Origin of the sequence: Haloferax profundi, from assembly GCF_001469865.1 — an archaeon.
GTDB lineage: Archaea > Halobacteriota > Halobacteria > Halobacteriales > Haloferacaceae > Haloferax > Haloferax profundi.
On the sequence record NZ_LOPV01000582.1, the window covers coordinates 1 to 22,080 of the forward strand.

Below are 22,080 nucleotides of genomic sequence, written 5' to 3' on the forward strand. Positions count from 1 at the left end.
CACACCTACGACGGGTTCAACCTCGTCGTCGTCGACGAGAACGCCGCACTGTACTTCGAGTGGGACGGGAGCCTGTCGGTTCGGAACTTCGACCCCGGCGTCCACGTCGTCGTCAACGTCGGCACGCCGGACTCGTGGTTCGTCCCGGCACGACACCCCGAACGAGGTGAGATGCAGGCCGACAACGCCCGCCGTCTCTGGGAAGCACTCCAACCGGAACCGAGCGAGTCGATGGGTGCGTGGCGTGACCGGGCGGCAGATGCGCTCGGCGACCACGACTTCGGCGTGTGTGTCCACGACCCCGAGGGTCGATTCGGCACTCGTTCGTCGTCGCTCATCACGCTCGGAAACGAAGCGCAGTCGTACGAATTCGCCGACGGCCCGCCGTGTCAGAACGCCTTCGAACCGGTCGAACGTCAGCATTAAACCGCTCGCCCGACGTGTAGATTGTATGAGCGCGAGCGAAGCCGAATCCGACCTTTCTTCCGACGAGCGCGCGGGACTCGAACTCATCCGCGAGTCGGGCGGCATCCATCAGAGTGACTTCTGGAAAGAACTCGATATCTCCTCCCGCAAGGGAAGCCGTATCGCAGAGGTTCTGGAGTCGCTCGACCTCATCAAGCGGACGCAGGCCGTCTACAACGGGCACACCACCTACTACCTCGAACCCGCCGCGCGCGACCTCGACTTCTCGATGCTCATGGCGGGCGACATGCTCTCGCCGTTCATCGGAGAAGAGGAGATCAACGCGAACAGTAACGCATTCTCGCAGTGGCTGATGAACCTCGCCTACGAGGAATACTAAGCCACCGACGCGACCGAATCACCGATTCGAGGCCGTTTTCACCGTACAATTCTCTGCCCGACGATACAGACTCGCCAGTAGCGACTGACGACGTGTCGGGTCGGTTCGAAGAAGGATACGCGGAACCGCGGGATGCGGTCTACTCGTCTTCCGTCTCGTCTTCCTCGGTCGCCAGCAGGTCGTTGGCGACGAGGTGGTCTTCGATATCCTCGTTCGACAGTTCGACGAAGCGCTCGGACTCAGACGAGACCGTCGCCACGTCGACGCCGTCGGGCGAGATGCCGTCCTCGTTGGTGGAGGCGATGGCTTCGAGGGCCAGCGCGATACCGTCTTCGAGGGTCAGGTCGTCGCGGTAGTTCTCTTCGAGGTGTTCTTGGTGGTCGCCGCGGTCCGCACCGATTGCGACGGCCTTCCACTCGTAGGGCGTCCCCGAGGGGTCCGTCTCGTAGAGGCGCGGGGTGCCGTTTTCGACGCCGCCGATGAGGAGGGCCACACCGAACGGACGGGCACCGCCGACCTGCGTGTACTGCTGGATGTGGTCGGTGACTTCCTTGGTCAACGTCTCGATACCGATGGGTTCGCCGTAGCGGAGGCGGTTGACCTGCGACTGGCGGCGGGCGAAGTCGATGAGTTGGCGGGCGTCGGCGACGTGGCCGGCGCTCGCGATACCGATGTGGTCGTCCGCCTTGTGAATCTTCTCGACGCTCGTCGGTTCCATCAGTGGCGAGCGAGAACGCTTGTCCGCCGCGAGGACGACGCCCTCGGACGTTCGCACACCGATGCTCGCGGTGCCGCGCTTGACGGCCTCACGAGCGTACTCGACCTGATAGAGTCGACCATCCGGCGAGAAGATTGTAATCCCGCGGTCGTACGCCTGTTGTTGCGCTTGTCCCTGCATAGAGTATCACTCGAAATCGAGTTGCGTCGCGCCCGTGAACCCGCCCGGACCGCTGACGTCCAAGAGGGAGTTGCGGACGACGGCGGTCCGGGATTCGTTCTCGAACACGACGTCTCTCTCCTCAGAAATTCCGGCCCGGCCGTGTAAATACCTTTCCGAACAGGCACGCACCGTCCCCGAGACGCCTCGCACTCTCACCCCGACTGGGTCGTCGCCGACTGTGTCGATACAGGCGAGTGCAGCACGCCCCTCGTCGACGTACCCCCGCCGGACGCGAACGATGGTCTCGGCGACGCAGTCGTCGTAGTCGAAGCCGAGGACGGTCAAATCGGCGTCCGCACTGCCGGTGTCGCCGAAGAGGTTCTGCGCGGCGTACCAGAGTTCGCGCTGGAACGTCCCGCGGTTGAGCGACGCGTCGGGCCACGTCTCGATTTCGACGGCGAGGTATCGCCACCGTGGCCGGAGGTGCTTCGGGAGGTGCTTCATTCGGTGTCCTCGTCGAACGACGGTGCTCGCTCGGCGACGAGGACGCCGACCTGTTCGTGGACGGATTCGACGGCCGTGAGGACGAACCCCGCGTCGGTGAGGGCATCCGCGAGGAAGCCAACGGTCGATGGGTCGTCTACTTCGGGCGAGTAGAACGGTTCGTCCGGGTCGGGTTCGCCGAAGAACATCACGTCGCCGAGGACGAACCGCCGAGGTTCGAGGTCGGCGACGACCTGGATGGCCTCGCGTTTCTCCTCGTCCGAGAGGTGGTGCATGGCGAAGTTAGAGACGACAATATCGACGCGAGCATCGCGAGCGTCGGCTTGGGGCGTCTCTGACGACCCAGTGTGTACGTCGTCTGCGTCCACGTTCGGGTCACGGAACCGCCCCTCCCCGAAGTCGACGTTCTCGATGCCGACTTCGGCGGCTTTGGTCCGCGCCTGTTCGAGCATCCCCTCGCTGATGTCGCGCCCGACGACGTGCTTCGCGTCCGGGGCGAGTGCGAGGGCGATTGCACCGGTCCCCGTTCCGAGGTCCAAGACCACGTCGTCGGGAGACGGGTCGGCGTAGTGGACGACGAGGGAGACACACGCACGGTACTCGTCACTGTCCTGTGATTCGTCGTACTCCGGGGCGACTTCCGAAAAGCGGGCGGCGTGTTCCTCAATCGTCTTCTTCATGTCTGCCACGTTTGACGCCGGGGGCTATGAACGACTCGGACATCCGTTCTCGGTTGCGCTCGGCGAGTCGTCCCCACTCGCGGAGGCCCTCTAAAATCTGTTCGCGGTCGAAGCCGATGATTTCGCCGAGGCCGGCCAGTTCACGTGGTGCTCGGAGTTCGAGGTGTGAGTGCGGACCGCCGGAGACGACGTAGGGAACGTCGTAATACTCGACGAGTTCGCGGAGTTTCCGGAGGTCTGAGAGCGCCTGTACACGGGTCCCGCCGTCACTCCGAAGAACCGGGTCGAGGTCGAACTCGACGCGGACGCCGTTGTCGCGGGCGGCCTTCGCCAGCACGTGGTTGAAGTTTCCGCGACCGGCCATCGGTCGGGCGAGCACGTCGACGCGGGGTTGTTCGACGGCGAAGCGATTGAGCGCGTTCGTCCCCCCGCGGAGGATGACGAGTTCGCGTTGCGGCCGGTAGTTACCGACTGCCCCGCTGGCGTGTTCCGGGTCGGGGGCGTCGATTTCGACGGCGTCGACGATGTCCACGTCGAGTTCGTCTCGGAGGCGGTCGAAGTCGGGGCGGGCGTCGATGCCGCGAACCACGACACCGTCGTACCCGTATCTTCCGGCGGCGACTGCGACGCGACTTGCCGTGCTCTCGCCGTCCGGGTGTGCGTAGACCGCCTCGTACATACGCCGACGATGGGCGGGGTGGAAAAAGGGCGTTGCGTTCCGCCGCGGGTCGCGGGGGTCGATTCGAGGGGGAAGTCGATTCGAGGGGGAAGTCGATTCGAGGGAGTTTCGATTACCGACGTGCGAGGAGTGCCACGCTCACGAGTGCGACCACACCGGCGGCCAGTCCGAGGCCGGGAACCTGAACTCCCGAGAGTGACCCGGAGTCGGTGGTCGTTGTCGTAGTCGGTGACGAGTCCGTCGTCGTCGACTCGTCAGTCGACGGGTGGTACGTCAGTGTCGAGTCGTCGGGCATGTTCTTCGTCACGAGGACGCCGTCGATTTCGTGGATGGTCGTCTCGTTGTGGCGAACTTCGACGTGGACTGGCCCGCCGTGGAGTGGGGCCAACTCGGAGAGGTCGAAGGTGACGCTGAACGACCCGTTGGTCCCAACTCTGACGGCTTTCGACACGAGGAACGGATGTGTGTCTTCGACGGACTTGATACGGACGCCGATGACCGTCCCCGATTCGTACGGCGTCGTTCCCTGGACCCGTTGGTCTGCGGCAGCGTCCAAGAGTATCTCGTCACCTCCGTGGTCGATTACGGTCCCGCCGTCGGCGGCGACGACGCCGGAAACCGACACGAGAACCACGACGAGAGAGACGATGAGCGTGTGTGGAGGGCGCATCGTTCGAGACAACTCTGCCGCCCATCAAGAACGTTTTGATTGATAGACATTTACTCGACGAGACGTGCGACGGCGTCTTCGAGTGCCTCGGCCGCGGTCCGAACGTCGTCGGTCCGCACGTACTCACGTTCGGCGTGTGCCACTGCCCCCTCGTCGTCGGCGAGGACGCCGGGACCGAAGACGACGACTGGCGCGGGTGAGAAGTACGATGCCTCGGTGGCAGCGGTGAACGGTCGAACGTCGCCTCGCCCGCCGGCATCACGTGACGCTTGCGAGAGCGTCGTCACGAGTTGGTGGTCGGGGTCGGTGGCGAAGGCTTCGAGGAACGGCGTCGGTCGCTCGGTGAGTTCGAAGTCGACGCCGACGCCCGCGGGAACGACTGACTGAAGTGTCGAGACGAGTTCTGAGCGAAAGCCATCCGCAGTCTCTGGCGGAACGCTCCGCCGGTCGACCACGAGTCGGCACTCGGCCGGAACCTGATTCGAGTTCTCGCCACCGTCGACCATCGTGGGTGTCAGCGTCGCGTCGCCGAGGTCAGGATGCGACTCTCTGTCGTCGTCGAACTCTCGGAGTGCGTCGAGCACGGGTGCGAGGGCGTCGATAGCGTTGGCACCAGAGTCGGGTTCGGCAGCGTGAGCGGCCACACCACCGAGTGTGACGGTTCCTTCGAACCGGCCTTTCGCCGCCGTACACACGTCGAGTCCGGTTGGTTCGCCGACGATGTACAGGTCGCCGTCGACGTCGAGTGCGGCAGCACCCGTCGAGAGGAGTTCCTCGTCGGGCGTAATTGCGAGCGTCACCCTCGCGTCCGGTGCTGGGTCTGCCGCGAAGAACGCCGCGAGGAGCGCTGCGAGAGGTCCTTTCGCGTCACACGACCCGCGGCCGTGGATGACGCCGTCCTCACGAGAGTAGGGGACGTGCGGCGAGACGGTATCGATGTGCGTGTTGAGGACGAGATGGGTGTCTGGGTCGGAGGTGCCCTTCGAGGCGATGGTGTTGCCGGCGTCGTCGACGATGGGGTCGGCACCGTTCGCGTCGAGTGTCTCCACTAACAGGTCGCGCATCGCGCCGACGTCTTCGTTCGATGCCACGGGAACGGCCCGTTCGAGGAACGCGACGGGGTCGAACCCGTCGCCTGTCATCGCTCGCGGAAGACGATGTCGGCCTCGCCGTCGCCCTCGTGGACGGCGGGTCCGCCGAGGAGTGCCGACCCCTCGTCGGGAACGGTGACAGAGAGCGTTCCACCCGGCGGAGAGACGTCGATTGGGTCGTCGCCGGAGACGTGGCCGAGTCGCTTTGCGGCGGCGACGACGGCGACTGCGCCCGTCCCGCAGGACTGCGTCTCGCCTTCGACGCCGCGTTCGAAGGTGCGCTGGCGGAATCCACCCTCACCGTCAGGTGAGGCGATGGTGACGTTCGTTCCGTCGGGGAACAACGGCGCGTGTCGAATCGACGGGGCGACTGCTTCGAGGTCCACGTCGTCCACGTCGTCGACGAACGCGACAGCGTGGGGAACGCCCGTGTTGACGGCCGTGACCGTGAGGCCCTCGACTTCTGCTTCGACGAGTTCCTCGTCGCTGGCGAGAGGGACGTCGCGGGGGCGGAACGACGGGACGCCCATCTCGACGGTCACGTTACCGTCGTCGAGGGTTGCGCGGCGGGTGCCGGCCGGCGTGTCTATCATAATCTCGTCGGACCCGGTTCGTTCGGCCGCCCACGCGGCGGCGACGCGAGCGCCGTTGCCGCACATGGCGGCGACGGACCCGTCGGGCTGGACCAGCGTCATGACGACGCGTGGCGGGTCGTAGCGGGATTCGAGTGCGAGAAAGAGGACGCCATCTGCGCCGCGTCGGTCGCTTTCGTCGAGTGCGATGCCTGCATTTCGGTCACAGTGCGTTCGTGCGAACGCGGGTCGGTCTGGGACTGGGTCGTCGGCATCGACGACGAAGAAGTCGTTTCCGGTGCCGTGGAACTTTTCGAATGGGACGGTGTTTAGTACGCTCATGGTTCTGGGTGGTGTGCTTGGTCAGTTGGGGAGTTGCTCGGATGCGGTTCGTTCGAGGGTGGTGATGTCGTCGAGTGTCTCGCGACGACGGGCCACACGGGCACCGTCGTCGTCGAGGACGACTTCGGGGGGTCGTGGCCGCGAGTTGTAGGTGCTCGCCATCTCGTAGCCGTAGGCCCCCGCGTTGCCGATTGCGAGGACGTCGCCGCGTTCGGGACGGGCGACCGCTCGGTCTTCTGCGAAGACGTCGCTCGTCTCGCAGACGGGTCCTGCGACGATGGTCGAAACTGCCTCGGCGTCGGGCCGAGAGAGGTTCGAAATCGCGTGGTACGCGTCGTACATCGCCGGTCGGAGCAAGGTCGTCATACCAGCGTCGATGCCGACGACTGTGGTCTCTGGGACCTCCTTCACGGTGTTGACCGCGGATAGGAGGACACCAGCGTCGGCGACCACGTAGCGCCCCGGTTCGATAGCGAGTTGCGCGTCGGTGTCGCCGAGTGCCTCGCGCGTCGCGTCGGCGACGGCGGCGAGGTCCAGTGGGGGTTCGTCGTCGTGGTACGGGACGCCGAATCCGCCGCCAACGTCCACGAATTCGAGGCCGTCGATGGCGCGCGCGAGGTCACCCATCCGGCGGACGAGTTCGCGGTGTGCCGAGAGGTCGTCGCCCGAGATTCCGCTGCCTGCGTGGGCGTGGACGCCCACGAGGTCGAAGTCGTCGCGGACGCGTTCGGCGATGCTCGGAACGCGGTCGATTGGGATGCCGAACTTCGCGTGGCCGCCGGTGGTGACCTTCTCGTGGTGCCCTGCACCGACGCCGGGGTTCGCCCGGAGGCAAAGACGCCCGTCGAACCCGCGGTCAGCGAGGCGGTCGATGGTGTCCTCGGCACCGACGGTGACGGTCATCTCGGGGTTCGCTTCCCACCGGTCGACGACGTGGTCGAGGTCGGCGGCAGGCGGGTTGACGGCCGTGTAGCGGAGTCGGTCGCCCGGGAACCCTGCGTCGAGGGCGCGTTCGACTTCGCCCGCAGAGGCGCACTCGGCGTCGAGGCCGGCGTCACGGACGGTTTCGAGGACCGCCTGACCCGTGTGGGCCTTCACCGCGTAACTGACGTGGGCCTCGGGGAACGCCTCGCGGAGTCGGAGACAGTTCTCGCGGACGCGACGGAGGTCGGTCACGTACAGCGGCGACCCGAACTCGTCGGCGAGCGAGAGAAGGTGCTCGCGGTCCCAGTCGGACAGTCGCCGGACGGCCGGCCCTCCGTCGCTCATTCGCGCAGTGCCTCCTCCCGACGGGTCGCGTCGAGGGTGTCGTCTTCGATGTCCAGTGCGACGACGGCGGGCTTGTACGCGCCGCCAGCGAACAGGTCGTGGTCGCCGAGTGACGACTCCACGAACCGGGTGAACGCCCGACGGTTCGCCGGCAGGTGGCCGTAGTGAATCTCCTCGTCGACGAGGTCGTAGACGGGGATACGTGGCGTGAGAAGCGTGTTCTCGCCGACGATAGAGTTCTCACCGACGACGAACCCGGAGGTGACGCGACACCCAGCACCGAGTGCTGCGCCGTCTTCGACGACGACCGGTGCGTCTTCGACGGGTTCGAGGACGCCGCCGATGAGCGTGTTCGCGCCGAGTTTCACGTCCGCGCCGATTTGCGCGCACGACCCGACGGTGTCACACGAATCGACGAGAGTGCCGTCGTCGACGTACGCCCCGATGTTCACGAACGAGGGACTCATCATGATACAGTCGGACCCGAGGTACGCGCCGCGGCGGATGACGGTTCCGTCCGGCGTGTTTCGAGTGCCACGGTCACCGAGGTCGTCGGTGTCGCGGAGGGGCAGGACGTCGTGGTAGCGAACGTCGCCGTACTCGCGGGTGAGTGTCTCGCGCAGGCCGAAGTTGAGGAGGATACCTCGCTTGACCCACTCGTTGGCCTCCCACGAGGTCACGTCTGACCCCGTCTTCTCGGCCGCGCGCACCTCGCCCGCTTCGAGAGCAGAGAGGAACGCGTCGAGTGTGTCGAGTTCGTCGACGGTCGCCGACGAGGCGTTGACGTCGCCGTCGTCGTATCGCTGCCACAGTTCTCGTACGTCGGATTCCAGACTCATTCGAGTACCTCGGTGAAGTCGTACCACCCGGCGTCGCGGCCCGAGAGCCACGCCGCGGCGTCGAGAGCGCCGGCGGCGAAGACTCCGCGCGACCCCGCGCGGTGAGTGAGTGAGAGTGACTCGTGATTTCCAGCCAGTAATACTTCGTGTTCACCGGCAATATCCCCCGCCCGTCGGGCGTGGACTCCGATTTCACTCTCGGTTCGGGGTGCTTCGCCCTCGCGTCCGTGGACGCGTGGGGAGTCGCCGCGGACGTCGTCGATGTCTTCCAGTAAGGTGAGCGCCGTTCCGCTCGGTGCGTCGCGCTTCGCGTTGTGGTGCGTCTCGGTGAGTTCGATGTCGTAGCCATCGAGTGCGGGGACCGCCTCGCGCACTGCACGGCGGAGTGCCGCGATGCCGCGCGAGAAGTTCGAGGCGTAGAGGACCGGCACGTCCTCGGCCGCCTCGCGGAGCGAGTCGAATCCGCCCTGACTCAGGCCAGTGGTACCAGAGACGAACGCGACGCCCGCTTCTGCGCAGGCGGCCGCGTACTCGACGCACGACGCTGGCCCGGTGAAGTCGACGAGTACGTCGGGAGTCTCGTCGGTGAGCAGGGTCGGCAGGTCGGCGGCGTCTTCGACAGCGACACCTTCGACCGACCCTCCTGCCGAGCGACTGACTGCGAACGCGACTGCGACGTCGTCGCGGTCGGTGGCCGCGGCGAGGACTTCCTCGCCCATGCGACCCGTCGCTCCGGTGACGGCGACGCGGACCGTCACTCGGCGCTCCCTCCGTCAGTGACTGCTTGCTCGGCGGCGAGTTCGTCGAGGATACGTCGCATCTCCTCGGTGTTCTCCTCGGTGAGGCGGGTCAACGGCGGGCGCAGGCGTGCCGGTCCGTAGCCGCGAATCTCCATGGCCTCCTTGACCGGGATGGGATTCGTCTCGACGAACAAGTGGCGGTTCAGTGGACCGAGTTCGTGGTGAATCTCGCGGGCACGCTCGTAGTCGCCTTGCAGGGCCGAGTGGACCATCGCACCCGTGCGCGCCGGTTCGATGTTGGCCACGACGGAGATAGTGCCGACGCCCCCGACTGAGAGCACTGGCAGCGTGAGGCCGTCGTCGCCGGAGAGCACCGCGAAGTCTTCGTCCTGCGTGTACTCGACGACCTGTGAAATCTGGCCGAGGTCACCGCTGGCGGCCTTGTAGCCGACGATGTTCGGGTGCTCTGCGAGTGTCGCGGCCGTCTCGGGGAGGATGTTGCTTCCCGTGCGGCCGGGGACGTTGTAGACGATTTGTGGCAGGTCGACTTCGTCGGCGAGCGTGCGATAGTGCTCGACGAGACCCGACTGTTCGGGCTTGTTGTAGTACGGCGAGATGAGGAGCAGTGCGTCTGCACCGGCGTCTGCGGAGCGTCGAGAGAGTTCGAGCGCTTCTCGGGTCGAGTTGGACCCGGACCCAGCGATGACGGGCACGTCCTCGACTGCCTCGACGACTGCTTCGACGACTTCGACGTGTTCGTCGTGGGTCAGCGTCGCGGACTCGCCGGTGGAACCGACCGGGACGAGGCCGTCGACGCCCGCTTCTTCGAGACGGCGGGTGTCGGACTGCAGTTGCTCGAAGTCGATACTCCCGTCTTCGTCGAACGGGGTGGTCATCGCGGGGTAGACGCCGCGAAGGTCAAGTGTTGTCATGTGTCGTTGGTTGGTGTGGAGACGGATGTGGTGATGTGTGGGAAACGGTCGTGAAACCGAGTGCGCGTCGTCAGGGGTCCGCCCGAGACGGGGTCGCTACTCCCGCAACGAGCGATTCAATACGCGCGTTTTTTCGAAAAGAAAGCAGCACGCGACGCTGTCGACCGTGTGGCGGTCGTCGCAGGTCGCGTGACGTCGTTCACACCGGATGCAGGTACTGGAAGCATAATATAACTTGCGTACTCTGCAGGACCTGCCATCGTGGTTCGACCGGGGAACGCTCCCGGACGGTTATTAGCCCGGGGAGTGCAACCGATGAACGAATGACAGAGATTCACCCAGGCCAACGCGTCGCGATATTGGCCGACGCACAGAACCTTTACCATACGGCACAGAGCCTCTACTCCCGGAATATCGACTACTCGTCGCTCCTGGAGAAAGCGACTGCGGACCGCGCGCTCACTCGTGCGATTGCGTACGTCATCCGCGCGGATTCGCCGGACGAAGAGCGATTTTTTGATGCACTCATCGACATCGGTTTTGAGACGAAGATAAAAGATATCAAGACGTTCGGCGACGGGTCGAAGAAGGCCGACTGGGACCTCGGGATGGCCCTCGACGCCGTCAGCCTCGCCAATCACGTGGATACGATTGTCCTCTGTTCGGGCGATGGCGACTTCGAACGTCTCTGTTCACACTTGCGACACGAGGGCGTCCGCGTCGAAGTGATGTCGTTCAAAGAGTCCACCGCGGACGAACTCGTCGAGGCCGCAGACGCCTTCATCGACCTCTCGGAGCGCCAAGAGACGTTCCTGCTGTAACGAGACGACCTGCGGTTACTCGAACTGCGGAATCACCGAGTCGCCGTCGATATCCGGTCCGTCTGTAGCCGGGCGCCCGGACTCGTGCGCTTCGAAGAACGCGACGGCGTAGGTGTACTGGAACGTCGTGAGGAGCATCTGTGTCGCTAGCGATATCGCCGCGATGGCGGCGATTTCGACCGTCGAGAATCCCAGTCCACCGGGAACCATCCCCGGCGTAACCCCATCAGCGCTCTGGACGCTTTGGATGTTCTGGAACGTCTGGAAGAAGATGAACCCGGAGACGGGTGCGGAGACGAGCAATCCGACGACGAGTTGGACGACAGAGTAGCCGAGTGTGGGGACGACGTTCGCACGGACGAGTCGATAGCTTTCGCCGAACGACTCGATTGCGCCGGCGTCACTGACGACGACAGCGACCGGGAAGAACTGGATGAAGAAGTTGACGACGACGAACACGAGAAAGAGGAGTCCGAGCACGACGGCACCGACGAGGAATCCGCCACCGAGTGCCAGGTCACCGCCGCCGGCGAGTGACCCGACACCGAGGCTGATGGCGACGATAGCGGCGACCATGAAGAACGCGATACCGAACGCGATGACGATACCGAGTTCGACGATGTTGGCCAACAACAGCGGGACGTACTTCTCTCGACCCACGCCGGTCAACGTCGACAGTGTCGTCCGCGACTCGGCGTGTTCGACTGCCTCGTCGGCCATCCCGTAGATTCCAGCAGCGACGAACGGCGTGACGAAGAACGTCACCACCTGCAGCAGTGTCGGCACGAAAGGAATCTGTGCCAACTGCGAGGCGAGTTGTGGGAGGGTAACGAGGCCGAGTACAAGCCCGCCGAGGAACAACACCGGGTTCTTCCCGATGCTCCGGAGGGCCGTCTGGAGGGAACTGATAGCTGCCATACGTCAGACGTGTCGGAGCACCAATACGTAAAACAGCGGGTTCGGCCCCGGTTACGCCGTCGGCGACGACGCTCGCACGACAGTCGCGAGTGCACCGAGTGTCGCGGTGGCAGCGAGGAGGGCCGACAGACGACTGTCGAGGGCCGTCTGCGTGAGGAGGACGCTACTCGCGAGGAGCAGCACGGTCCCCACCCCGGCGAGTCGAATGTCGACTGACATACTCCGACGGCGGTCGTTCCGGTACTTAGGACTTTTCGTCTGCCCCGACCATGCTGTAAGTTACCACGCTGTCGGCCGCGACCGCGACCCACTTTAGCCGGCAGGGTGAACGACGGAGTATGACCGAAGACGATGCGGGCGACTTGGCGGACCTCCGAGTCGTCGCAGACTACCAGTTCGGGGCCGGCGCGGGCGACGCGTTGTTCCCGACCGACGAAGCAATCGACGTGTCTCGCTCTCGAAGTGGTCGTCCCCGGCAGGTGTACGTCGAGGGCGAGCGTGTCACCTCCTACGGAACCGACGGTCGGTTCACACTCGGTGTGGCCGGTGGCCGACGACTCCGCTCTGGTCTCGACGAGTCGGCGTACACCGTCACCGTCGGTGACGAGTCGATTCCGTTCGTGCGCGACGGAAAGAACGCATTCGCGAAGTTCGTCACCGCCGTCGACCCGGCGGTCCGGTCGGGTGACGAAGTGTGTGTCGTCGGCCCCGACGGCGAACTCCTCGGCGTCGGTCGCGCGGAACTCTCCGCGGACGCGATGCTCGACTTCGAGACGGGGATGGCCGTCCGCGTCCGCGAGGGCGCGGGAAGCGACGAGTAATCGCGTCGAGAGATTAGAGGTACGGCGCGAGGCCGAGTGCAGAGACTAGCGGGACGCCCGCGGCGAGTGACCCGATGATGTATCCACTAATCGCGCCGCCGTTCAAGAGTGGGAGTCCAGCGTGTGCGCGTCCTTTCATCACGGCCCACATGAGACCGGCGAACCCGACGAACGTTCCGACCATGGCGAGGAGGGCCGGGAGATTGAGCGCAGGGAGGCTCGCGAGACCGAGCGACGGTGCCTCCGAGAAGAACGCCGCCGAGGCGACCATCACCGTCGGTATGACGGCGTCGCCGAGGCCGATGAAGAAGGCGTCGCGGTCGGCCGGGTCGCGGTCTTCGGCGTCTGCGTCGGCGTCGGCGACTTCGTCCGTACTCTCGACTGCGTTCTCCCCCACGTCGTTCGCGTCCCGTGCGAAGTCTTCGTCGAGAAGCGAGTACGACCACGTCGTCGGGATGACGAGGACGACCGGAATCCGGAGGTCCATCACGCCCTCCGCGAGGTCGAGCATGTGTTTGGTCTTGTAGACGCTGATGGCGTCGTAGACGGCGAGCACCGAGAGGAGGACGAGCGCCGGCAAGAGGCCGAAACTGATGCCGAACAGACCGGCGGCCCCCGCACCCATGAGTGCGCCGGCGGTGTCGATGACGTACCACTCGGGATAGACGAGGAGTGCGATGGCGACGACTGCGGAGAGGCCGATTGCGAGGAGACCACTGGGGAGGATGGCGGCGAAGACGTACCACGAGAGCAATCCGCTCGTGAACACGATGATGCCGCGAATCAACTGGTCGAGGTCGTACTTGAACGCGACGAGCATGAACGCCGTCATCCCGATGATAGCGCCGATGTAGAGGAGACTGTTCGTCGGGTCCGAGGGGTCGTCGACCGTCTGGTAGCCCTGTTCGAAGAACGTGGGGACGAGTGCGAGTGCACCCACCTGCACGACGAGGAAGATGAGGGCGGCGAGGGCGACCCCTCGATAGGCGCGGCGTGGCATATCCTGCCGTTTCGACCCGAGGGCTTTGGGGGTTGCGCTCTGGGTTCGTTAGCGAGCGTAGAGTTTGCTGCCGACCAGTCGTGCCGGGTTGTCGTCGTCTGCGGTGATAGCGACGTACGGACGGTCGACAGGCCCGAACACGTCCACGATTCGACCGACTGTCGAGAGCGACTCGTCGAGGACCATCGTGCCGATGTCGGGCGTGTCGTCGTCGTCGAGGCGGACGATGGCGAGTCCCTGCGCCGTCCGAGAGACGGTGCCGATCCGCTGCATCAGTCGCGGAGGATGCCGACGTAGGCGGCGACAGCCTGGACGATGTCGTTCTTCGTCGCGTCGTCGGCGTTGTTCACGAGGACACGGCCGCGTGTCTCGAACTCACGGGGGTAGCGTTTGCCTCGCTCGATGACCGCGTCGTACCCGACCTGCTGGACCGCTTTCGCAATCTCGTCTACGGTCGGGTCTTCGACCGCTGCCGACTCGGCGACCCGCCGACCCTCGCTCCGCGAGAGAGAGGCGTCGAGGTAGGCGGGATAGATGACGTTCTCGACCATACCCGTGTCTCCGCCACCCGACGGTAATACGGTTATGGTCTCTGGGGCAGAGGGGAGTGGTCGATGGCACACGCTCCGCGCCCGCACGCCGGAGTGCGTCGATATCGAATAAAAAGATACGGACGCGAGAGTCGATTGGAGCCGTTATCGACGGCGGCCGAGGAAGGCCGTGAGAGCGAGTGCGACGACGGCGACAATCGGCGAAAAGCCGGGCGCACTACTCTCGGTGGTCTGTTCCTGCGTCGTTGTTGCTGCGGTGGTCTCCGGTTCGTCTGCCGTCGTCACGGTGGCAGTAGTCGAATCGGCCGTCGTGGTCGTCTCCGATTGGTTCTGGAGTTCCTGATATCGCTCGTAGGCGTCGGGGTGAACCGCCTTCATGATGGCCTCACTCGCGTCGATGGCGCGCGGAGCAGGTTGCTGCAGGCTGTTCGCGTCGACGACGACGATGTTCCCTTCTTGGACGGCAGTCGTGCTGTTGTACGCGGGACCACTCGGAATCGGCGCGTGTGAGGGCACCACGATGTACTCGGGGTTCATCTCGACGACCAGTTCTTCGTTGATTTGCCCCCAGTCGGTGATGTTGGCTTCGGCGGCACCGTTCCGGAGGCCCGCAGTCGTCATAATCTCGGAGATGAACGTCCCTTCACCCGAGGTGTAGCCGAAGAAGGCGTTGAGACCGACTGGTCGGTCGACGTCTTCCAGTGCGCGCTCCATGTTCTCCATCGAGGTTCGCATCTCGTCGGCACGTTCGACACCTGCCTCACAGTTACCGGTGAGGCGGCCGATTCGTTCGACTTTGTCCGCGACGGCGTCGAGTGAGTCGCCGCTCTCGAAGACGACGACGGTGACGCCGGCCGAGCGGAGTTGTTCGACGCGGTCAGGTTCGGCGGTGTACGTCGTGTTCGGGACGAGGACGACGTCCGGTTCGAGTCCGATGACTGCCTCGACGTTGAGGCCACTCGACCCCGAGACGTTCGCTTTCTCGCTCGTGCCGTCGAGATACAGGGCGTACTGCGAGACGCCGACGACTTCGTCCCGTGCGCCGATTTCCCACATCGTCTGGGCGGCGCTCGGGTTAGTCGTGACGACGCGCTCTGGGTCCTCGGAGATGGTCACTTCGGTTCCCGTGGCGTCGGTGACCGTCATCGGGAACGAACACTGTGCAGTCTGGTCTGCGGCCGCAACCGGTGCCGGAACCCCGGCGAACACGGTTACGAGCACGAGAAGTGCTGCGGTGTATCGATGGTTCACGTTAGTCGCGTCGTCGATAGTTCAATAAATATTTACCTAATGAAAGCGCGGTTGTGTTCGATGAACGTTCGAACACGAGCGACCACGTGGGCACTCGGTTTGACTGCCTTGTTGGCGCTCGTCGTGGTCGTCAGCGCCGGTATCGGCCACGTCACGATTCCACCGCGGACGGTCGCACTCATCCTCCTCGACGCGATTCCTGTCCCGGTGGGCGTCTCACTGAGTGGTGCCGTCGTCCTCCCGATGCTCGGGTCTGTGCCGGCACCGAGTGTCGAACTCGGCTCGCTGGTTTCACTGTCGGTCCCGGAGACTGCACAAATCATCGTCGTCTCGGTTCGACTCCCGCGGATTCTCCTCGCTGCACTCGTCGGATTCGCACTTGCCACCGCGGGCGTCGTCATGCAGGGTTTCTTCCGGAACCCGATGGCCGACCCCTCTATCATCGGCGTCTCGTCCGGCGCTGCCGTCGGCGCCGTCGCGACAATCGTGCTGGGGCTTTCGGTTCCCTTCGGGCTTCAGGGTGCGGCTTTCGGGTCTGCCATCGTGACCGCCTTCGTCGTCTACATGCTCGCAACCGAAGGCGGCAGGACACCCGTCGCGACACTCTTACTGGCCGGCGTCGCGGTGCAGACGTTCCTCGGAGCGGTCATCTCGTTTCTCCTCCTTCAGAGCGGTGAGAGTCTCAGACAGGTCGTCTTCTGGCTGATGGGTCACCTCTCGGGTGCGACGTGGGACGAGGTGGTGATGGTGACGCTGGTGCTTCCGCTCCCGTTCGCCGTCTTACTCGCACACACACGCGATTTGAACGTCCTCCTCCTCGGCGAAGAGGACGCCCACGCCCTCGGCATCGAAGTCGAGCGCACGAAACAACTGCTCCTCGCGACGGCGAGTATCGTCACCGCGACGGCAGTCGCCGTCTCTGGCGTCATCGGGTTCGTCGGCCTCGTCGTCCCGCACATGATTCGCCTCGTCGTCGGCCCCGACCACCGCATCCTTCTCCCTGCGTCGGCGCTGGCGGGCGCGTCGTTCCTCGTCGTGACCGACACTATCGCGCGGTCCGGCGCGGCGGAAGTCCCCGTCGGCGTCGTCACTGCGGCGCTCGGTGCGCCGTTCTTCCTCTACCTCCTCCGGACCCGGGAGGTGCGCTCGCCATGAGCGGCCAGCGTCCGGACTCCGACGCGGGTGCGTCAGACCCGTTTTCCGCCTCGGACCCGGCGGTCGAACTCGACGACGTGTCCGTCTCACTGGGCGGCCAGCGCATCCTCGAGGGTATCTCCGTCGACATCGGCAAACTTCGTTCGTCGGCCCACCAGACCGAATCTGGCGGCGGTGACGGTGACGACGGAACCTTCGTTGGACTCATCGGCCCGAACGGCGCGGGGAAGACCACGCTCCTCCGCACGCTCAACGGGGCACTCACCCCCGATTCGGGCACCGTTCGCGTCGGCGGCGAGGACATCCACGCGGTGTCGTCGAAAGCGGCCAGTAGACTCGTCGCCACGGTGCCGCAGACGACGAGCGTCACCTTCGATTTCCCTGTCCGCGAACTCGTTCGGATGGGTCGGACACCGCACCGTAGTCGGTTCGATGGGTGGTCCGAGGCCGACGAGGAGGCCGTCGAGAAAGCGATGCGTCGAACGTCGGTCGAATCCCTCGCAGACCGACCCGTCACGGAGATTAGCGGCGGTGAACGTCAGCGAGTCCTCATCGCCCGTGCGTTGGCACAGGAGACGCCGGTCCTCCTCCTCGACGAACCGACCGCCAGTCTCGACATCAACCACCAGGTTCGGACGCTCGAACTCGTCGACGACCTCGTCGGCGACGGAACGACGGCGGTCGCCGCGATTCACGACCTGAACCTCGCGGCCCACTACTGCGACGCGCTGATACTCGTGGCAGACGGGCGAATCCTCTCGGCCGGTGACCCCACGACGGTCCTCTCCGAATCGAACCTTCGAGACGCCTTCGACGCCGAAGCAGTCGTCTCTCGACACCCCGTCACCGGGTCGGTGTACGTCACGGCCCTCCCATCTTCTTCCTCGTCGGCCGATGCAACGGGGCGCGTCCACGTCGTCGGCGGCGGTGGAACCGCCGCACGCGCCCTTCACGTCCTCTCGGCGGCAGGGTACGCCCTCTCCGCCGGCGCACTCAACGAGGGCGACACCGACGCCGAAGCGGCACGACGGGTCGGTGCGGACCTCGTGACAGTTCCCCCTTACGCACCCGTCGACGATGCAGCACGGTCCGCCGTCGAATCACGCGTCGAGGCGGCCGACGTGACCGTCGTCGCCGACGTCGAAGTCGGGGATGGAAACCTCCCGAACCTCGAAGCGGCGGCGGCGGCGGACTACCTCGTCCTCGTCGAAGAGCGTCCCTTCTCGGAGCGAAACTACGCCGGCGACGACGGGTGTGCCGTCTACGAACGCCTCCGTGAACACGGCCACGTCGTCGAACCGAGCGAGTTGCTGTCGGTCGTCGGCGAGTTGGCGTGCGAAGCGTTCGGTGACTGACCCGGCGACGTACCGCGATTCGTCTCTGTATGTGCGTCTCACGGGCCTGCTCGCAGGCGGTTAGCCTGTCGCTGACAGTCACTACAGACCACATATTCAAGACGTGAGCGCGCGTCTACTAGTTCGATTTCTGAGAGGATATCGGACATGAAACTCGCACTCATCGGGGTCGGACAGGCAGGTGGAAAAGTCGTCGACGCCCTCATCGATTACGACCGGCGGACGCGAAGTGGCTACATCGTCGACGCGATTGCAGTCAATACGGCACGTGCCGACTTACTGGGCCTCGAGTACGTTCGCAAGGAACATCAGGTCCTCGTGGGCACGTCGCGCGTGAAAGGCCACGGCGTCGGCGCAGACAACGAACTCGGTGCAGAGGTCACAGCAGAGGACGTCGGAGACATCCTCTCGATAGTCGACGATTTCCCGGTTCACGAAATCGATGCCTTCCTCATCGTCGCCGGACTCGGCGGTGGCACCGGGTCCGGTGGAGCGCCCGTCATCGCTCGCGAACTCAAGCACATCTACACCGAACCAGTCTACGGGCTGGGTGTCCTCCCGGCGAGGAACGAAGGCGGTATCTACACCCTGAACGCCGCCCGGTCGCTCCAGACGTTCGTCAACGAAGTTGACAACCTCATCATCTTCGACAACGAAGCGTGGCGTCGCACGGGTGAGTCACTCGAATCAGGCTACAGCGAGATTAACACCGAACTCGCTCGCCGGTTGGGTATCCTCTTCAGCGCCGGCGAAACCGATGGGTCGAACGTCGTCGCCGAGTCCGTCGTCGACGCGTCCGAGATAATCAACACACTCGCCTCCGGTGGTATCTCGACTATCGGATACGCCTCGGCCGAACTCGACAGACCCAAGAAAGGCCTCCTCGCTCGTCTCTCGAACGGGTCGGGAGTCACCGAAGACGACGGTGAGTCGATGAACCGCATCACGAGTCTCGTCCGACGTGCCGCCCTCGGCCGTCTCACTCTCCCGTGTGAGATTGCAGGGACCGAGCGCGGACTCGTCGTCGTCGCCGGCCCGCCGGACGTTCTCTCGCGCCGCGGAATCGAACGCGCTCGGACGTGGCTCGAAGAAGAGACTGGGACGATGGAGATTCGCGGCGGTGACTACCCCGTCGAATCGAACTACGTGGCCGCCGTCACGCTCCTCTCCGGCGTCTACGACGTTCCGCGCGTGAAGGAACTGCAGGCAGTCGCCATCGAGACACAACGCGATATGCTCGCCAAGCGGCAGTCGAGTGCTGCCTCGCTCGAAGAACTCGTCGACACGGGCGACGACCGACTCGAACCGCTGTTCTGAGTCGTCACAGACCGTTTTGGACGGGGTCGGTGGGTTCCCCCGACAGGACAGTTGGTTGTCGCGTTTCTGGGCCGAGACGACCTGAAAGACGGGGAAGGGTCATAGTCTGTGAGTGCGAAGGTCCGAACGATGGCCGAGTACCCGCTGAAACAACGGTTCGTGCTCGATACCTCCCTTTTTCTCTCGGAGGAGATTCGCGACGACGACGAGACGTTCGAAGAAGCAGTCGCACGATTGCTCGACACGATTGCCGCCGCGCGTCTGGATTTGAACATCTCGTGTTACATGCCGCCGTCTATCGCGTCGGAACTGGAACACATCCTCCGGGAACGCGGCGTCTCGGAAGAACTCCTCGGCAAACTCGATACGTGGGTCATCAAGAAACACCCCGACCGCTACGAGGTGTACATCCCCGCCGAAATCGTCTACCGATTCATCGACGAGATGTCTGACCGCGTCAACCGAGGACTTCGTGTCTCCGAGAAGGCGGTCCGGAAGGCCGAAGAGAGCAAGCTCCGGTCCGACGGCGCGTCGAAGATGTCCGACGTGGACAAAGTCATCTCCGACCTTCGTGAGGACTACCGCGGCGCGCTCAGACAGGGCGTCCTCGACTCGCGTGAAGACTTCGACTTGCTCATCCTCGCGCGGGAACTAAACGCCGGCGTGGTGACCGAGGACACGGGAATCATCAGTTGGGCCGCCGACTTCGGCCTCCGGAACCTCCGTGGGCGTGCCTTCCCGACGCTCCTCGAAGAGTATCTCATGGCGCTCGACGAACCGCACCCACAACGACGGGAAGACTGGTAACGCTGACCGTCGTCGAGTGACGAGCGAGACCGGAACCGAGCGTGACTAACGCATCTCGTCTACGTCGACGAACGAATCACCGCTGGCGCTCACCCACATCGTGAGGAGTTCTTCTGGTGTCGCGTCTGTGGGGTGAATCGTACACTCTTCGCGGCCATCGTTTCCAGTCACGACGCGCGACGTGAGTGTAGGACGAACCGGTACATCGGTGTCTTTGTCGGGGGTGTGTGCGGATTCTGAGCCCATCAGTAGTCCTCCGGGATAGCGACTTCGAGGCCGGTTTCTGCACCCAGTGAGACGGTGACCGAGTCGACGTCCGACCGATACTGGTGGGTGTGCGTCCCGTTCGTGCGTAACTGGAGTGTCTCTTCGACCAGGTGTGCCTCAGAGAGGCGTTCCAGTTTCCGATAGGTCGTCGACAGGGGGATGTCACACTCTGTGGACAGTTCCTGTGCAGTCATCGGGGAACTCACACCCTGTAAGGTCGTAAGTATCCGACGACAGGCACGGTCCGAGAGTGCATCGAGAACCCGTTCGGCGCGTGCCTCTGGGGACGCCGGTTCGAGTGGGTTGCGTGTGAGTCCGGTCTGCATGCTCGTTCGTCGATTCGTCCTCCGCGCCCGTCGAACCGTACCCCGCATATGTTGGGGCCTTTATCCATTCCGTGACGAGTCACGAACGACGACCAGTCCCGACTGGTGTCGGGGTACCCCACGATATAAAGGCCCGAGATATCGTGGGTGTTTATATCAGGAGGTGCGGCGTCTGCCTAGAGACATGACGAGCGCAGCGGGCATCAGAGCAGAGTTGAAAGTGACAGGGCCATCGGGGTGTCCCGTCGCTTCGGTATCCAAAGACGACAGCTCAGGATACGCGTTGTCGCGAAGCATGGCACCGAATCAGGAGGGCTCCGTCACAGAGGAGTTCGTCTTCGACAGCGACGAGGCCGTCCCAGAGGATATGGAACGACTCTTCGACTACGGTGACGGCACCGTCTACCGATTCGCACGTGAGGGAGGTATCGGGTGTCCGTGCGAACAAGTCGAGACGTTCGACTGCCCCGTCGTAGACGTGCAGACCCGCGACGGCGCGTTGTTCTTGACGTTCCACGCACCCGACGTGGAGACGCTTCGTGACGTCGTCGCCTCACTCCGGGAGTCGTCGGGGTCAGTCGACGTTCGCCGACTCCTCCAGTCGTCGTCGGACGAGTCGCGTGACCTCGTGCTGGTCGAACGCGGCCAACTCACAGACAGACAGCGCGAAGTTCTGGAGATGGCACACGAGATGGGCTACTTCGACCACCCACGCCAAGCGAACAAAGGCGAAGTCGCGACGGAACTCGGCATCACCACGTCGACGTTCTCCGAGCACCTCGCGATGGCACAGAAGAAGCTCATGGGGGCCATCCTGCAGGACTGACGTGAGTCCCCCGTGAATTGAGGGTACAGGTCCTCGGTTCTCGGACGCCTAGACTTACGTGGTGAGTTCACGATGCGCGAATTCGAGGTGACGTGTCCCGAGTGCGGGCAGCACTACCGGGTCAACGAACCGATGTTCGAGACGCTCCAGGAGACTGGGTGTGTCATGTGTAAAGCACCGGTGCACGACGGTGTGGCGCCGGCGTAACAGGATAGTTCCACGACGCGAAACCGATTCGACAGTTACTCCACGAGGACGATACCGACCATCCCGAGTGTCTCGTGCGGGACGCACACGTAGCGATACTCGCCAGTCGCGTCGAAGGTGTGTTCGAACGTAAAGCCCTCCGAGGCGGTGAGTTCAGACTCGAACTCACCTTCTCGGTGGAGCACGTTGTGGGTCCCGCCGTTGCCGGTCCACTCCCAGACGACTGTCGTCCCCGTCGAGATTTTCACCGCGGCGGGACCGAACGCGAACCCGCCGCCGTTGCCCTCGGCACCGACGGTTATCGTGACCTCGTCTTCTCCAGTCATGTCGTGGACGCCGTCGTAGTTCCCAGTTCGCTCGAACCAGCCGTCGAACGCCGGCATCTCTCGGTCCGGTGCTGGGGAGTCGGTCGCTTCGCTGTCCCCGCCGCTTCCACCATCCCCACCGGACGACCC

At 64.4% G+C, this 22,080-nt stretch carries 29 protein-coding genes and 1 pseudogene; 10 read left to right on the top strand and 20 right to left on the bottom strand.

Annotated elements, in window-relative coordinates; all coding sequences use genetic code 11:
• Together AUR66_RS17095 and AUR66_RS17100 are read left to right on the top strand one after the other, a co-directional pair.
• Window positions 1-426, top strand: a pseudogene (locus tag AUR66_RS17095) (NRDE family protein); the annotation flags it as partial.
• Between the two features lie 25 nt (window positions 427-451).
• Window positions 452-805, top strand: coding sequence for a helix-turn-helix transcriptional regulator (locus AUR66_RS17100; protein WP_058573384.1), 354 nt, complete (start codon window positions 452-454; stop codon window positions 803-805).
• Window positions 806-944: 139 nt separating this feature from the next.
• On the opposite strand, the gene psmA is transcribed toward AUR66_RS17100, so the two are convergent.
• The 11 genes from psmA to dapA form a co-directional block, all read right to left on the bottom strand.
• Window positions 945-1,703 carry an archaeal proteasome endopeptidase complex subunit alpha gene (gene psmA / locus AUR66_RS17105; protein ID WP_058573385.1) on the bottom strand — a complete coding sequence of 253 codons (759 nt, stop codon included), beginning with the start codon at window positions 1,701-1,703 and terminating at the stop codon, window positions 945-947.
• Between the two features lie 6 nt (window positions 1,704-1,709).
• On the bottom strand, window positions 1,710-2,189 hold the full coding sequence (locus tag AUR66_RS17110; protein ID WP_058573386.1) for an Rpp14/Pop5 family protein: 480 nt from the start codon (window positions 2,187-2,189) through the stop codon (window positions 1,710-1,712).
• Complete coding sequence (locus AUR66_RS17115; protein ID WP_058573387.1) at window positions 2,186-2,869, bottom strand: class I SAM-dependent methyltransferase; 684 nt, start codon at window positions 2,867-2,869, stop codon at window positions 2,186-2,188. The genes AUR66_RS17110 and AUR66_RS17115 overlap by 4 nt, the downstream gene beginning before the upstream one ends.
• A complete protein-coding gene (locus AUR66_RS17120) occupies window positions 2,853-3,548 on the bottom strand; it encodes an RNase P subunit p30 family protein (RefSeq protein WP_058573388.1) in 696 nt (231 codons plus the stop codon). The genes AUR66_RS17115 and AUR66_RS17120 overlap by 17 nt, the downstream gene beginning before the upstream one ends.
• Window positions 3,549-3,660: 112 nt before the next feature.
• Complete coding sequence (locus AUR66_RS17125) at window positions 3,661-4,218, bottom strand: BGTF surface domain-containing protein (protein WP_058573389.1); 558 nt, start codon at window positions 4,216-4,218, stop codon at window positions 3,661-3,663.
• A 50-nt stretch (window positions 4,219-4,268) separates the two neighbouring features.
• On the bottom strand, window positions 4,269-5,360 hold the full coding sequence (locus AUR66_RS17130) for a M20 family metallopeptidase (protein WP_058573390.1): 1,092 nt from the start codon (window positions 5,358-5,360) through the stop codon (window positions 4,269-4,271).
• Window positions 5,357-6,223 (bottom strand): diaminopimelate epimerase, encoded by an 867-nt coding sequence (dapF, locus tag AUR66_RS21445; RefSeq protein WP_058573391.1) that lies wholly within the window; start codon window positions 6,221-6,223, stop codon window positions 5,357-5,359. Before dapF ends, AUR66_RS17130 begins: the two co-directional genes overlap by 4 nt.
• Window positions 6,224-6,244: 21 nt before the next feature.
• Window positions 6,245-7,492 (bottom strand): diaminopimelate decarboxylase, encoded by a 1,248-nt coding sequence (lysA, locus tag AUR66_RS21450; protein WP_058573392.1) that lies wholly within the window; start codon window positions 7,490-7,492, stop codon window positions 6,245-6,247.
• Entirely contained in the window at window positions 7,489-8,331 is an 843-nt protein-coding gene (locus AUR66_RS17145) for a 2,3,4,5-tetrahydropyridine-2,6-dicarboxylate N-succinyltransferase (protein WP_058573393.1), read from the bottom strand. The genes lysA and AUR66_RS17145 overlap by 4 nt, the downstream gene beginning before the upstream one ends.
• Window positions 8,328-9,089: a 4-hydroxy-tetrahydrodipicolinate reductase gene (gene dapB / locus AUR66_RS17150; protein WP_058573394.1), complete on the bottom strand. Its 762-nt coding sequence runs from the start codon at window positions 9,087-9,089 to the stop codon at window positions 8,328-8,330. The genes AUR66_RS17145 and dapB overlap by 4 nt, the downstream gene beginning before the upstream one ends.
• The gene (gene dapA / locus AUR66_RS17155; protein ID WP_058573395.1) at window positions 9,086-10,003 is read right to left on the bottom strand and encodes a 4-hydroxy-tetrahydrodipicolinate synthase; all 918 of its coding nucleotides are present in this window, start codon (window positions 10,001-10,003) and stop codon (window positions 9,086-9,088) included. Before dapA ends, dapB begins: the two co-directional genes overlap by 4 nt.
• A 323-nt stretch (window positions 10,004-10,326) precedes the next feature.
• On the opposite strand from dapA, the gene AUR66_RS17160 reads away from it, so the two are divergent.
• Window positions 10,327-10,824: a LabA-like NYN domain-containing protein gene (locus AUR66_RS17160; RefSeq protein ID WP_058573396.1), complete on the top strand. Its 498-nt coding sequence runs from the start codon at window positions 10,327-10,329 to the stop codon at window positions 10,822-10,824.
• A 15-nt stretch (window positions 10,825-10,839) separates the two neighbouring features.
• Here AUR66_RS17160 and AUR66_RS17165 read toward each other — a convergent pair whose 3' ends face one another.
• Window positions 10,840-11,742, bottom strand: coding sequence for a DUF7847 domain-containing protein (locus AUR66_RS17165; RefSeq protein WP_058573397.1), 903 nt, complete (start codon window positions 11,740-11,742; stop codon window positions 10,840-10,842).
• A 51-nt stretch (window positions 11,743-11,793) separates the two neighbouring features.
• Window positions 11,794-11,961, bottom strand: a complete 168-nt coding sequence (locus AUR66_RS22270; RefSeq protein ID WP_197409849.1) for a hypothetical protein — start codon at window positions 11,959-11,961, stop codon at window positions 11,794-11,796.
• A gap of 119 nt (window positions 11,962-12,080) precedes the next feature.
• Between AUR66_RS22270 and AUR66_RS17170 the strand changes: the two genes are divergently transcribed.
• The gene (locus AUR66_RS17170) at window positions 12,081-12,563 is read left to right on the top strand and encodes a PUA domain-containing protein (protein WP_058573398.1); all 483 of its coding nucleotides are present in this window, start codon (window positions 12,081-12,083) and stop codon (window positions 12,561-12,563) included.
• A gap of 13 nt (window positions 12,564-12,576) precedes the next feature.
• On the opposite strand, the gene AUR66_RS17175 is transcribed toward AUR66_RS17170, so the two are convergent.
• From AUR66_RS17175 to AUR66_RS17190, 4 genes are all read right to left on the bottom strand, one after another.
• Complete coding sequence (locus AUR66_RS17175) at window positions 12,577-13,563, bottom strand: presenilin family intramembrane aspartyl protease PSH (RefSeq protein WP_058573399.1); 987 nt, start codon at window positions 13,561-13,563, stop codon at window positions 12,577-12,579.
• A 48-nt stretch (window positions 13,564-13,611) separates the two neighbouring features.
• A complete protein-coding gene (locus AUR66_RS17180; RefSeq protein WP_058573400.1) occupies window positions 13,612-13,836 on the bottom strand; it encodes an H/ACA ribonucleoprotein complex subunit GAR1 in 225 nt (74 codons plus the stop codon).
• Complete coding sequence (gene srp19, locus AUR66_RS17185) at window positions 13,836-14,114, bottom strand: signal recognition particle subunit SRP19 (RefSeq protein WP_058573401.1); 279 nt, start codon at window positions 14,112-14,114, stop codon at window positions 13,836-13,838. Before srp19 ends, AUR66_RS17180 begins: the two co-directional genes overlap by 1 nt.
• Window positions 14,115-14,258: 144 nt before the next feature.
• A complete protein-coding gene (locus tag AUR66_RS17190) occupies window positions 14,259-15,365 on the bottom strand; it encodes a PGF-CTERM-anchored ABC transporter substrate-binding protein (protein WP_058573402.1) in 1,107 nt (368 codons plus the stop codon).
• A gap of 60 nt (window positions 15,366-15,425) precedes the next feature.
• Here AUR66_RS17190 and btuC point away from each other — a divergent pair, with 60 nt between their 5' ends.
• From btuC to AUR66_RS17210, 4 genes are all read left to right on the top strand, one after another.
• On the top strand, window positions 15,426-16,520 hold the full coding sequence (gene btuC, locus AUR66_RS17195; protein WP_058573408.1) for a vitamin B12 ABC transporter permease BtuC: 1,095 nt from the start codon (window positions 15,426-15,428) through the stop codon (window positions 16,518-16,520).
• Window positions 16,517-17,875: an ATP-binding cassette domain-containing protein gene (locus tag AUR66_RS17200; protein WP_058573403.1), complete on the top strand. Its 1,359-nt coding sequence runs from the start codon at window positions 16,517-16,519 to the stop codon at window positions 17,873-17,875. Before btuC ends, AUR66_RS17200 begins: the two co-directional genes overlap by 4 nt.
• Before the next feature lie 147 nt (window positions 17,876-18,022).
• Window positions 18,023-19,192 carry a tubulin/FtsZ family protein gene (locus AUR66_RS17205; protein ID WP_058573404.1) on the top strand — a complete coding sequence of 390 codons (1,170 nt, stop codon included), beginning with the start codon at window positions 18,023-18,025 and terminating at the stop codon, window positions 19,190-19,192.
• Between the two features lie 129 nt (window positions 19,193-19,321).
• On the top strand, window positions 19,322-19,999 hold the full coding sequence (locus AUR66_RS17210; protein WP_058573409.1) for an RNA ligase partner protein: 678 nt from the start codon (window positions 19,322-19,324) through the stop codon (window positions 19,997-19,999).
• Between the two features lie 45 nt (window positions 20,000-20,044).
• On the opposite strand, the gene AUR66_RS17215 is transcribed toward AUR66_RS17210, so the two are convergent.
• The gene (locus tag AUR66_RS17215; RefSeq protein WP_058573405.1) at window positions 20,045-20,245 is read right to left on the bottom strand and encodes a DUF7511 domain-containing protein; all 201 of its coding nucleotides are present in this window, start codon (window positions 20,243-20,245) and stop codon (window positions 20,045-20,047) included.
• The gene (locus AUR66_RS17220) at window positions 20,245-20,592 is read right to left on the bottom strand and encodes an ArsR/SmtB family transcription factor (RefSeq protein ID WP_058573406.1); all 348 of its coding nucleotides are present in this window, start codon (window positions 20,590-20,592) and stop codon (window positions 20,245-20,247) included. The genes AUR66_RS17215 and AUR66_RS17220 overlap by 1 nt, the downstream gene beginning before the upstream one ends.
• Window positions 20,593-20,776: 184 nt before the next feature.
• On the opposite strand from AUR66_RS17220, the gene AUR66_RS17225 reads away from it, so the two are divergent.
• The gene (locus AUR66_RS17225) at window positions 20,777-21,418 is read left to right on the top strand and encodes a helix-turn-helix domain-containing protein (protein ID WP_058573407.1); all 642 of its coding nucleotides are present in this window, start codon (window positions 20,777-20,779) and stop codon (window positions 21,416-21,418) included.
• Window positions 21,419-21,490: 72 nt separating this feature from the next.
• The gene (locus AUR66_RS23100; RefSeq protein WP_269432624.1) at window positions 21,491-21,625 is read left to right on the top strand and encodes a DUF7560 family zinc ribbon protein; all 135 of its coding nucleotides are present in this window, start codon (window positions 21,491-21,493) and stop codon (window positions 21,623-21,625) included.
• A gap of 35 nt (window positions 21,626-21,660) precedes the next feature.
• On the opposite strand, the gene AUR66_RS17230 is transcribed toward AUR66_RS23100, so the two are convergent.
• Window positions 21,661-22,080, bottom strand: a 420-nt coding sequence (locus AUR66_RS17230; protein WP_058573410.1) for a halocyanin domain-containing protein, incomplete at its 5' end; no start/stop codon positions are given.